Origin of the sequence: Rathayibacter sp. AY1B7, from assembly GCF_002932735.1 — a bacterium.
Classification (GTDB): domain Bacteria; phylum Actinomycetota; class Actinomycetes; order Actinomycetales; family Microbacteriaceae; genus Rathayibacter.
In genome coordinates, this window is record NZ_PSWK01000005.1 from 19,864 (window position 1) to 31,423 (window position 11,560).

The window sequence follows — 11,560 nt, forward strand, 5'->3', positions numbered from 1 at the left end:
GTACTAGACCAGCGATGCCTGACGGGCGACCACGGTCACCACGTCGTTCTCGACGGACAGGAAGCCGTCGTCGGCCTGCGCGGTGAGACGCGTGCCGTCCAGGGCCGTGACGCGCACCTCGCCGGTGGCGAGGATCGCGAGCATCGGCTCGTGGCCGGCGAGGATGCCGATCTCGCCCTCGACCGTGCGAGCCGTGAGCTGCTTCGCCTCTCCGGACCACACCTCGGCGTTCGCGGACACGACGCTGACCTTCAGGGTCCCGGCCATGATCAGCCGTTCTCCTTCTGGATCTGGGTCCACTTCTCCTCGACGTCCGAGATCGAGCCGACGTTGAAGAACGCCTGCTCGGCCACGTGGTCGAACTCGCCCTTTGTGATCGCGTCGAACGACTCGATCGTGTCCTTCAGCGGGACGGTCGATCCCTCGACACCGGTGAACTTCTTCGCCATGTAGGTGTTCTGCGAGAGGAACTGCTGGATCCGGCGCGCACGCGACACCGTGATCTTGTCCTCCTCCGACAGCTCGTCGACACCGAGGATCGCGATGATCTCCTGCAGCTCCTTGTTCTTCTGCAGGATCTGCTTCACGTTCGTCGCCACGCGGTAGTGGTCGGCGCCCAGGTAGCGGGGGTCGAGGATGCGCGAGGTGGACGTGAGCGGGTCGACGGCCGGGTAGAGGCCCTTCGACGCGATCTCACGGGAGAGCTCGGTGGTCGCGTCGAGGTGGGCGAAGGTGGTCGCCGGCGCCGGGTCGGTGTAGTCGTCGGCGGGGACGTAGATCGCCTGCAGCGAGGTGATCGAGTGTCCGCGCGTCGAGGTGATGCGCTCCTGAAGCACACCCATCTCGTCGGCGAGGTTCGGCTGATAGCCCACCGCGGAGGGCATGCGGCCCAGGAGGGTCGACACCTCCGAGCCGGCCTGCGTGAAGCGGAAGATGTTGTCGATGAAGAGCAGCACGTCCTGCTTCTGCACATCGCGGAAGTACTCCGCCATGGTCAGTGCCGACAGGGCGACGCGCAGACGCGTTCCCGGCGGCTCGTCCATCTGGCCGAAGACGAGCGCGGTCTTGTCGAAGACGCCCGCCTCCTCCATCTCGGCGATGAGGTCGTTGCCCTCACGGGTGCGCTCGCCGACGCCGGCGAACACGGACACTCCACCGTGGTCCTGCGCGACGCGCTGGATCATCTCCTGGATGAGGACGGTCTTGCCGACGCCCGCGCCGCCGAACAGGCCGATCTTGCCGCCCTGCACGTACGGAGTGAGCAGGTCGATGACCTTGATGCCGGTCTCGAACAGCTCGGTCTTGGACTCGAGCTGGTCGAACTGCGGGGGCTTGCGGTGGATCGGCCAGCGCTCGGTGATCTCGAACGACTCTCCGTTGATCTTCCCGTCGGCGTCGGCGTTGAGCACCTCGCCGATCACGTTGAAGACCTTGCCCTTGGTCACGTCGCCGACCGGGACCGAGATCGGCAGGCCGGTGTCGTGGACCTCCTGGCCGCGGACGAGTCCGTCGGTGGGGTTCAGGGAGATGGCCCGGACGAGGTCGTCGCCCAGGTGCTGCGCGACCTCGAAGGTCAGCTTGCTCGAGACGCCCTCGACCTCGACGTGCGTGTAGAGCGCGTTGTAGACCTCGGGGATCGCGTCGTGGGGGAACTCGATGTCAACGACGGGGCCAGTGACGCGGGCGATGCGGCCGATGGCCCCGCCCGACGTCCCGGTCGCCGCCTCAGGTGCGGTCAGTGTCATTGCTACTTCCTTCTGTGGTCTCACCGCTCCCGGAGGGCGGAGTCGAAACTGTGTGGAGCGGAGCCCTCTTACTTGGAGGAGGACAGGGCGTCGGCGCCGCCGACGATCTCGGCGATCTGCTGCGTGATCTCGGTCTGGCGGGCGTTGTTGGCGAGACGCGTGTAGGTCTTGATCAGCGTGTCCGCGTTGTCGCTCGCCGACTTCATGGCCTTCTGACGTGCCGCGTGCTCCGAGGCCGCCGACTGCAGCATCGCGTTGAAGATGCGGCTCTCGACGTACACGGGCAGGAGGCGGTCGAGGACGGTCTCGGGGTCGGGCTCGAACTCGTAGAGCGGGTACAGCTCGCTGTTCTGCTCCTCGGCGCCCTCGACGACCTCGAGCGGCAGCAGCCGGACGACGGTCGGCTGCTGGGTGACCATGCTGACGAAGCGGTTGTAGACGAGGTGGATCTCGTCCACGCCGCCCTCCTCGTCATCGAGGTTGTACGACTCGACGACCGCGTCCGCGATCTCCTTCGCCGTCTCGAACACGGGCTGGTCGGTGCCGCCCGTCCAGACGCGGACGCTGGCCCGCTTCCGGAACGAGAAGTACGCGTTCGCCTTGCGTCCGACCAGGTAGAAGACGACCTCCTTGCCCTCGCTGCGCAGCAGCGCGGCCAGCTCCTCGGCCTCCTTGAGCACGCTCGAGGAGAACGCCCCGGCGAGGCCGCGGTCGGAGGTGAAGATCACGATCGCGGCCGTGTCCAGCTTCTCGCGCTCGGTCGTGAGCGGGTGCTCCACGTTCGAGTAGGTCGCGACAGCGGACACGGCGCGGGTGATCGCGTTCGAGTACGGCGCCGCGGCAGCGACGCGGTTCTGCGCCTTCTGGATGCGCGAGGCCGAGATCAGCTCCATGGCCCGAGTGATCTTCTTGGTCGTCTGGGCCGAGCGGATCTTCGACCGGTAGACCCGGAGTTGCGCTCCCATGTGTCTCCTGTTGTCCTAAAAGTGGCGAATCGTCGGGGTGCCGCTGGTCAGCGACGGCCCTTGACGATCTTCTCCTGGCCGACCTCGTCGGCCGCGATGGCCTGGTGCTCCTCGCGCCCGACCGAGGCGAGCGGCTTGCCCTCACCGGTCTGGAACTCCAGCTTGAAGCCGTCGACGGCACGGTTGAGCTCGGCGACGGTGTCGTCGGAGAGCACGTTGGTGTCGCGGAGGGTGTTCAGCACCTGGGTGTTGCGGCCCAGGTAGTCCAGGAGCTCGCGCTCGAAGCGCAGCACGTCGGGGACCGGGACCTCGTCGAGCTTGCCGTTCGTTCCGGCCCAGATCGAGACGACCTGCTCCTCGACGGGGTACGGCGAGTACTGCGGCTGCTTGAGCAGCTCGGTGAGGCGGGCGCCGCGGGCGAGCTGACGGCGCGAGGCGGCGTCGAGGTCGGAGGCGAACATCGCGAAGGCCTCGAGCGAGCGGTACTGCGCCAGCTCGAGCTTCAGCGTGCCGGAGACCTTCTTGATCGACTTGACCTGCGCGTCGCCGCCGACCCGCGAGACCGAGATGCCCACGTCGACCGCGGGACGCTGGTTGGCGTTGAAGAGGTCGGACTGGAGGAAGATCTGGCCGTCGGTGATCGAGATCACGTTGGTCGGGATGTAGGCCGAGACGTCGTTCGCCTTGGTCTCGATGATCGGGAGACCGGTCATCGAGCCGGCGCCGAGCTCGTCGGACAGCTTCGCGCAGCGCTCCAGCAGACGGGAGTGCAGGTAGAAGACGTCACCCGGGTACGCCTCGCGTCCCGGCGGGCGGCGCAGGAGGAGCGACACGGCGCGGTAAGCCTCGGCCTGCTTCGACAGGTCGTCGAAGATGATCAGGACGTGCTTGCCGCCGTACATCCAGTGCTGGCCGATGGCCGAGCCGGTGTAGGGGGCGAGGTACTTGAAGCCGGCGGGGTCGGAGGCGGGGGACGCGACGATGGTCGTGTACTCCATCGCTCCGGCGTCCTCGAGCGCGCCCTTCACCGAGGCGATGGTCGAGCCCTTCTGGCCGATGGCGACGTAGATGCAGCGGACCTGCTTGTTCGTGTCGCCCGACTCCCAGTTGGCCTTCTGGTTGATGATCGTGTCGATCGCGATGGCCGTCTTGCCGGTCTGGCGGTCGCCGATGATGAGCTGGCGCTGGCCGCGGCCGACCGGGATCATCGCGTCGATGGCCTTGATGCCGGTCTGCAGCGGCTCGTGGACCGACTTGCGCGACATGACGCCGGGAGCCTGGAGCTCGAGGGCGCGGCGGCCCTCGGAGGCGATCTCGCCGAGTCCGTCGATCGGGTTGCCGAGCGGGTCGACGACGCGGCCGAGGTAGCCGTCGCCGACGGGGACCGAGAGGACCTCGCCGGTGCGAGTGACCTCCATGCCCTCCTCGATGCCGGAGAACTCGCCGAGGACGACGACGCCGATCTCGTTCTCGTCGAGGTTCTGGGCCAGGCCCAGGACACCGTTGGAGAAGCGGATGAGCTCGTTGGCCATGACGCCGGGGAGGCCCTCGACGTGGGCGATGCCGTCGGCGGCGTCGATGACGTAGCCGACCTCGGTGGTGGAGGCCTTGCCCGGCTCGTACGACGAGACGAAGTCCTTCAGCGCGTCGCGGATCTCATCCGGGCTGATGGTGATATCTGCCATGGGAATTCCTATTCGTTGGGTCCGTGCGAGCCGAAGAGGTCGTCGGGGCCTGACCTGGATGGTGCGGGGGTCGAGGGCAGTGCCCTCTGAGGATACGTGCGCCCGTCAGGACGCGAGCTGGAGCTTCAGGTCGGACAGCCGTGCGGAGACGGTTCCGTCGATGACCTCGTCGCCGACGTGCAGGCGCATCCCGCCCAGGAGGGAGGGATCGACCACGACGTTGACGGAGACCGGTCGGCTGTACTGGCGCGTGAGCGCCGAGCGGAGCCGGTCGAGCTGCTCGGGGGCGATCGGTGCGGCGACCGAGACCGTGGCGAGGATGAACCCGCCCTGGTCGGCGACCACGCCTGCTGCGAAGCGGACGAGCTCCGGGATGCGGCGACCGCGCGGGTGCGCGATCAGCTGCCGGAGGATCGCCAGCGTCTCGGCCGCGGCCTTGCCCTCGAGGAGGCGCTGCACGAGCGCGACCTTCGAGTCGGCGGCGGCGAGCTTGCTGCCGAGCGCGAGCTCGAGCTGGGCGTCGGAGGCGACGACCTCGCCGAAGGAGTGGAGCTCCTTCTCGAGGTTGACGCCCTCCGGAGCGGACGACGCGATCGCGCGGACCCCGACCTCCTCGACCCCGGCGACCATGTCGCTCGGGCTCGACCAGCGGTGGCCGACGATCACGGTGAGCAGGCGCTTGGCCGGCTCGCCGAAGGGACCGAACACGCGGGCGACGAGAGCCTGCTTGCTGCTCGAGTCGGCGCTCGGGTCGGCGAGGGCCGCGCGCAGCTGCGCCTGGCCGTCGATGACCCGTGCGGCCTCGAAGAGCTGCTGGGCCGTGTCGAGGGACGCCTGACCGGCGAGGGCGGAGAGCTCCGCCTTCGCCGATGCGAGTGCCTTCCTGGACGCGCTGCCCATCAGTTGTTCGCCTTCTCCGAGGCCTCGAGGTCGGCGAGGAAGCGGTCCACGATCGCGGACGCCTTCGCGTCGTCGTTGAGGCTCTCGCCGATCACGCCGGAGGCGAGGTCGATGGCGAGGGTTCCGACTTCGGAGCGGAGCGAGACCACGGCGGCCTGACGGTCCGCCTCGATCTGAGCGTGCGCGTTGTGGAGGATGCGCTCGGCCTCGACCTGCGCCTGCTCCTTCTTCGCCGCCACGATCGCGTTGCCGTCGGCGTTCGCCTTCTCACGGATCACTCCGGCCTCGGCGCGGGCCTCGGCCAGCTGGGCGGTGTACTTCTCGAGGGCGGCCTCGGCCTGTCGCTGAGCCTCGTCGGCCTTCGCGATGTTCCCCTCGATCGCGGCGGAGCGCGCGTCGAGGATCTTCTGCAGGCGCGGCAGGACCAGCCTCCAGAAGAAGAACAGCAGGATGAGGAAGATCACCCCCGACCAGAAGAAGTCGTAGAACTCCGGGATCAGAATGACCGCGGGGACGTCACCTTCTTCCGCAGCGATGTTCACAGCGGTGCTGAACACGACTACGCCGCGAAGATGAAGTAGGTGGCGAGGCCGATGAGCGCGAGCACCTCGGTGAACGCGATGCCGAGGAACATCGTGGTCTGGAGGCGGCCGGCCATCTCGGGCTGGCGCGCCATGGCCTCGACGGTCTTGCCCGCGACGATGCCGACACCGATGCCGGGGCCGATCGCTGCGAGGCCGTAACCGACCGTCGCGATGTTGCCGGTGAGTTCGGCGAGAACGGTGACTGAGTCCACGAGTGGGTCCTTTCAGTGGGGTGATCGTGAGAACGGGCGGGAGCCCGTGAGTAGTGGGGTCAGTGCTCCTCGGCGACGGCCAACTGGATGTAGACCGCAGCGAGGAGGGTGAAGATGTAGGCCTGCAGCACGGCGACGAGGAGCTCGAAGAGCGTGAACGCACCGCCGAAGGCGAAGGTCACGACGCCGAAGAGCTTGAAGCCCGGGTCGATCTGGGAGCTGAAGAGGAAGAACTGCGTGGCCGAGAAGCACAGCACCAGCAGGAGGTGGCCGACGATCATGTTCATCACGAGCCGCAGTGCGAGCGAGAGCGGACGGATGATGAACGTCTGCAGCAGCTCGATCGGCGTGAGGATGAAGTAGATCAGGAACGGCGCTCCGGGCGGGAACAGGGCGTTCTTGAAGAAGCCCATCCCCCGGTCCTTGATGCCCGCGTAGATGAACGTCACGTAGGCGACCAGGCCGAGGAAGAGCGGCATGCCCACCACGGAGGTCCCCGCGATGTTCAGGAACGGGACGATGCCGGTCAGGTTCATCGAGATGATCGCGAAGAAGATCGTCACGAGGATCGGGAGGAACCGGCGCGCGTCCTTCTCGCCGAGGATGTCCTTGGCGATGGTGACGCGGACGAAGTCGAACGCGAGCTCGACGACGTTCTGGAAGCGGCCGGGGACGAGGCGCAGCTTGCGCGTCCCGAGCCAGAAGAACAGCATCAGTGCGATGACCGCGATGAAGCGGACCAGCATGACGCGGTTGATCTCGAAAGGGGTTCCCTCGAAGAGGAAACCGGGCGGGAAGAACTCGGAGATCGACGGGGTGTGGAAGTCACTCTCACCGGTCGAGGACGAGACCAACAGGGTCACAGCGTTAGCAAACAGCGCTAGCTCCTGGAATTCGGGGCGTGGCACGTTGCAGCCGACCGAATCGAATCATTCGGACGCAACGCTCTCGCGACGACGAAAGGTGGGGTTTTCCGCTCGGACGGCGATCGTGCTCGACGACCGCCATCAACGATGAGACGATCTGAGGACACGTTCGCCTGCGGGATTCGTCCCTACTGTAGCAACAGAACGGCCTGAGAGCCGAATCGTGGTCCTCTCAGGAACCGTTCGGCTCGTCCTCATCGAGCGATGTCGCTGACGTTCGGCATGCGCGAGCGCGAGACGACGAGGACGTCGATCACCAGGGACCCCAGGACGGCGACGATGATCGTGACGAACATCGCGGTGCTGTTCAGCCACGGCTGATCGCGCAGGAACAGGGCGGCGATCACGAACAGCACGAACTTGGCGAGCCACGTGCCGAGGACGACGGCGAAGAACCCGCCGATGTCGAGGCGGTTGGCGACGAGGATGCTCGCGGCGGTGAGGAGCACCATCACGCCGCCGACGATCGCGCCGAGGAGGGCTCCGATCGCGCCCTCTCCCCCGGCGGCGATCCCGCCGACGACGGTGCCGAGAACGGCCAGGGCGAGCACGAAGAGGCCGCCCACGACCAGCGCGCGGCGCAGGACGGGGACGGACGCGGGCTGCGGACGGGGGGTGGCCGGGGAGGCTCCGGTCATGATGCTTCCTTCCGCGCCGTGGTCGGCGCTGTCGTGTCTCGGTCGATCGGGAGTCCGGCCGGCGGACGGAGCAGCTCCGTCGAGGACGCGCGGTCGAGGGGGTCGAGGACGGGTGAGGCCTCCGCGGACTGCGCCGCCGCCTCGAGCCGCTTGCGGCGGCTGAGCGGGGCGAGCGTGACGACGGTGCAGACCAGCAGACCGACTCCGAGGAAGACGAGCGGGACCCACAGCACGTCGACCACGAACATCAGCAGGCAGCTGACGGCGACGACGGCGGTCCACGCGTAGAAGATCAGCACGGCGTGCAGGTGGGAGTGCCCCATGTCGAGCAGGCGGTGGTGCAGGTGCTTCCGGTCGGCGCTGAACGGCGACTTTCCCGCGCGCAGGCGCCTGATCACGGCGAGGCCGAAGTCCATCAGCGGCACCACGAGGATCGCGAACGGCAGGATGATCGGGATGAACGCGGGCAGGAGCTCCTTCGCCGCGAGCTGGGCCGGGTCGATCTGGCCGGTGACCGCGATCGCGGAGGTGGCCATCAGCATCCCGATCAGCAGTGCGCCGCTGTCGCCCATGAACATCCGCGCCGGACGCCAGTTGATGGGGAGGAATCCGGCGCAGGCGCCGACGAGCAGGACCGCGATGAGCGAGGCCAGGTTGAAGTAGTCGGTGGGCGAGGTCTGCTGCACCAGCAGGTAGCTGTAGAGGAAGAAGACCCCGTTGGCGATCAGGGCGACGCCCGCCACGAGGCCGTCGAGGCCGTCGATGAAGTTGAGAGCGTTGGTGACCAGGACGATCGCGAGCACGGTGATGATCAGCGACATCCACGGCGAGCCGACGGTCAGGCCGCCGATCGGCAGGGAGACGATCTGCACGCCCTTCCAGGCGATCAGGCCCGCGGCGATCAGCTGACCGGCCAGCTTCGTGGTCCAGTCCAGGTCCCAGATGTCGTCGGCGACGCCGATGAGGACGATGAGCAGGCTCGCGCCGAGGATCGCGAGGATCGGCTCGGGATTGGCGAACACCAGCCGGAAGTAGGGCAGCTGGGAGGCGATGCCGAAGCCGACGAGGATCCCGAGGAACATCGCGATGCCGCCCAGGCGGGGGGTCGGCCGCGTGTGCATGTCCCTGACGCGGATCTTCGGGTAGAGCCGGTACTTCAGGCTCAGCTTCCAGATGACCCACGACAGCGCTCCGGTCACGAGCGCGACCGCGAGCGAGACGAGGGCGAAGGTGATCACCGGTTACTCACCCGGAGCGGAGTCGGTGCGGGCGGCGCCGGTGCCGGTGTTGGGCGTCGGCGCGTTCGTGCTCGACGAACCCGTGTCCGGCGCATCGGCGGAATCGACGGGAGCGGAGTCGTCCTGCAGGCGGGCACCGGAGGCCCAGTCGGGGCGCGCTGTCGGGGTCCGCTCGAAGGCGTACGGGTCGCTGCCAGTCGCGGTCTCGGCGGGCTCCTGCTGGTCCCCGGCCTGCGCCGCGCCGACCGTGGAGGCGTCGGGCTCCGACGTCTCGGCGCGGGGCGCGTCCGGATCCGGCAGCAGGTCGCCGACGACCTCGCGGATCCGCTCGGCCGACACGACGCCCTGGCGCAGGATGCGCAGGGTGCCGCCCTCGAAGCTCAGCGCTGTCGCATCGACGATCGTCGAGGACTCGCTGGCGCCCGCGGGGCGGTCGCTGTAGCGCGATCCGGCGGCGCCGGCGTCGAGATAGACGTCGACGGAGTCGCCGAGCTGGTCGAACGCCTCCTGTGCGGTCGTGGCCGAGGGCTGCCCCGTGCGGTTGGCGGAGGAGACCGCCAGCGGACCGGTCTCGGCGAGGAGCTCGATCGTCACCGGGTTGTCCGGCATGCGCAGCGCCACGGTCCCGCGCGTCTCGCCCAGGTCCCAGACCAGGGAGGGCTGGGCGTGCAGGACGATGGTGAGCCCGCCGGGCCAGAACTCGCGCGCGAGGTCGCGCACCGCCTCCGGCACGTTCTCGGCGAGGGCGTCGAGGGCGGCCACGTCCCCGATCAGGACGGGCGGCGGCGACTGCCTCGTCCGTCCCTTCGCGTCGAGCAGGCGCTGGACCGCGGCGGCGTCGAACGCGTTGGCCGCGACGCCGTAGACGGTGTCGGTGGGGATCACCACGAGCTCGCCGCGGCCGATGGCCGTCCGCGCGAGACGGGTGCCGGTCAGGAGGTCCGTGTCGACGGAGCAGTCGTAGATGCGTGCCATAACGGGTCGATGATACCGGCGCGGTCCGTGTCCGGACCGGCTGCGGCGCGGCGGTCGCGTCAGCGCCGCCCGAGGCCGGGGCTCGGCGGCCGTCGCAGCGGCGCCCGACCCGCGCCGGCCGAGGCCGCCGGAGCGCTTCCGTGAGGCACTCGGCCCGGCGCGGGCGCCTCCGCCGACAGGACGCCCACGAGCGCCACGGAGACGGCGAGCGTCGCGAGCGAGTGCTGATCGCCGAACCAGGTGGTGTTGTCGGCCATCCCGTGCAGGAACGTCCAGAGGACGGCGACGGCGAGCGCACCGACGGCGACGGCCTCGTTCCGGGCGACCCGGAGGAGCAGGCGCACGACGGCGACGGTGGCGAGGAGGAGGAACGCGAGGACGGGGAGCGCGATCGGGAGTCCGCCGTTGGTCCACGCGGTGACGAGGAGGTTGTGGGGCGGGCGCGGCTCGCTGTGCTGGGTGAACTGCGACCCGCGCGCCAGCCACAGCTCCTGCCATCCGCCGTACCCCAGCCCCAGCAGCCAGTTGTCGGGGAACGCGCTCGCAGCCAGGCGCAGGAAGTCGCCGCGGGCCCCGAGCGTGAGCACGCCCGCCTCCGCCAGCTGCGGGAAGGACACGGCGACGGCGTACACGGCCGTGATCCCGGAGGGGATGGTGATCATCCAGGCGACCGGACCGAGGCTGCGTCCCTTGAGTCCGCGGATCGCGGCGACCAGCAGGGGCAGGACGATCGCGAGGACGATCGCGGTCTTGGACAGCGTGAAGAGGGCGCCGACCAGCCCGGCGACGGCGACGAGCAGGAGGAGACTCCCCCGCTGCCGTCTCCAGACGGCGAAGGCCAGCGCGCCGGTCGTGGCCATGTACATCGAGGCGATGTTGCCGTTGAGGAAGAACCCTCCCGACTTCTCCTGCAGGACGTTGTTGAAGGACGTCGTGAAGATGTCCCGCACGTAGATGTCGGAGAACAGCACCGCTTCCGGCCACCGGAGGTAGGCGGTCTCCTGCACGGGATCGAGCTGGAAGAGGATCGTGAGCGTCACCTGGAGGAGGAACACGGGCGCCGCCCAGTTGAGGGCGCGGCCGACGACACGCCAGGCGCCGTCGCCGAGCCCGCGGACGGCCAGGTACGGAGTGAGGAAGGAGACGACGGAGACCACGTCGCGCAGCGCGGCCGCGCGTGCTCCGGAGTAGGTGAGCGCGAAGAGGGTGCCGGCGATCACGAGGAGGACCACGACCACGAACCGGTCGATCCGCCCGCCGCGCAGCCGCGCCACGGAGTACGGGAGGAAGAGCAGGCTCCAGGCGACCGGAGCGGTGACGGGGCCCAGGGTGTAGAGCTGCACGACGCTCAGCGCCAGGAGCACCGCGAGGAAGACGAGGACGATCCGCTCGTGCCGCCGCTGAGCGGGATCCGCCGGCGCGCGCGACGGCCGCCCGCGGGTCTCCGGAGCGTCGGTGACGCGGGTCGCGGCGATGACGGAGGGACGAGAGGCGGTCGGGCGGCGGAGGAGGGCGTCGTCGGCGTGGCGGCCCATGTCAGAGCCGTTCCGCGGAGGTGCTGGTGGCGGCCTCCGTCTGGCGGAGCGGAGGAGCGGCGCGCCGATTCCGGGACGACGGGCCGACCTCTCGCGGCGGGAGGGTCGTCCGCGGGCGCCGGTCCGGGGCGGGAGGCGGATCGAGCAGCACGGGAGA

Annotated in this window: 12 protein-coding genes; all 12 read right to left on the reverse strand. The window is 69.0% G+C overall.

Translation table 11 applies throughout. The features are described from left to right. Window positions 1–3: 3 nt before the first annotated feature. The 12 genes from C5C95_RS04265 to C5C95_RS04320 all read right to left on the reverse strand — a co-directional run bounded on the left by C5C95_RS04265 (window position 4) and on the right by C5C95_RS04320 (window position 11,403). Window positions 4–267, reverse strand: coding sequence for a F0F1 ATP synthase subunit epsilon (locus C5C95_RS04265; RefSeq protein ID WP_104223026.1), 264 nt, complete (start codon window positions 265–267; stop codon window positions 4–6). A gap of 2 nt (window positions 268–269) precedes the next feature. Next, on the reverse strand, window positions 270–1,745 hold the full coding sequence (gene atpD, locus C5C95_RS04270; RefSeq protein WP_104223025.1) for a F0F1 ATP synthase subunit beta: 1,476 nt from the start codon (window positions 1,743–1,745) through the stop codon (window positions 270–272). Between the two features lie 68 nt (window positions 1,746–1,813). After that, window positions 1,814–2,710: a F0F1 ATP synthase subunit gamma gene (locus C5C95_RS04275; protein WP_104223024.1), complete on the reverse strand. Its 897-nt coding sequence runs from the start codon at window positions 2,708–2,710 to the stop codon at window positions 1,814–1,816. 47 nt (window positions 2,711–2,757) lie between these two features. Continuing rightward, window positions 2,758–4,395, reverse strand: coding sequence for a F0F1 ATP synthase subunit alpha (gene atpA, locus C5C95_RS04280; protein WP_104223023.1), 1,638 nt, complete (start codon window positions 4,393–4,395; stop codon window positions 2,758–2,760). 105 nt (window positions 4,396–4,500) lie between these two features. Continuing rightward, window positions 4,501–5,295, reverse strand: a complete 795-nt coding sequence (locus tag C5C95_RS04285; protein WP_104323880.1) for a F0F1 ATP synthase subunit delta — start codon at window positions 5,293–5,295, stop codon at window positions 4,501–4,503. Beyond that, a complete protein-coding gene (locus C5C95_RS04290) occupies window positions 5,295–5,852 on the reverse strand; it encodes a F0F1 ATP synthase subunit B (RefSeq protein WP_258072619.1) in 558 nt (185 codons plus the stop codon). Before C5C95_RS04290 ends, C5C95_RS04285 begins: the two co-directional genes overlap by 1 nt. A gap of 2 nt (window positions 5,853–5,854) precedes the next feature. Then, on the reverse strand, window positions 5,855–6,091 hold the full coding sequence (locus tag C5C95_RS04295) for an ATP synthase F0 subunit C (RefSeq protein ID WP_055794702.1): 237 nt from the start codon (window positions 6,089–6,091) through the stop codon (window positions 5,855–5,857). Window positions 6,092–6,150: 59 nt separating this feature from the next. After that, a complete protein-coding gene (atpB, locus tag C5C95_RS04300; protein WP_068254016.1) occupies window positions 6,151–6,954 on the reverse strand; it encodes a F0F1 ATP synthase subunit A in 804 nt (267 codons plus the stop codon). A gap of 257 nt (window positions 6,955–7,211) precedes the next feature. Next, window positions 7,212–7,655, reverse strand: coding sequence for a hypothetical protein (locus C5C95_RS04305; RefSeq protein ID WP_104323881.1), 444 nt, complete (start codon window positions 7,653–7,655; stop codon window positions 7,212–7,214). Beyond that, window positions 7,652–8,893 carry an MraY family glycosyltransferase gene (locus tag C5C95_RS04310; protein WP_181065442.1) on the reverse strand — a complete coding sequence of 414 codons (1,242 nt, stop codon included), beginning with the start codon at window positions 8,891–8,893 and terminating at the stop codon, window positions 7,652–7,654. The genes C5C95_RS04305 and C5C95_RS04310 overlap by 4 nt, the downstream gene beginning before the upstream one ends. A 3-nt stretch (window positions 8,894–8,896) precedes the next feature. After that, window positions 8,897–9,868, reverse strand: a complete 972-nt coding sequence (locus C5C95_RS04315) for an L-threonylcarbamoyladenylate synthase (RefSeq protein WP_104323882.1) — start codon at window positions 9,866–9,868, stop codon at window positions 8,897–8,899. Window positions 9,869–9,927: 59 nt separating this feature from the next. Further along, window positions 9,928–11,403, reverse strand: a complete 1,476-nt coding sequence (locus C5C95_RS04320; RefSeq protein ID WP_104323883.1) for an O-antigen ligase — start codon at window positions 11,401–11,403, stop codon at window positions 9,928–9,930. Window positions 11,404–11,560: the final 157 nt, after the last annotated feature.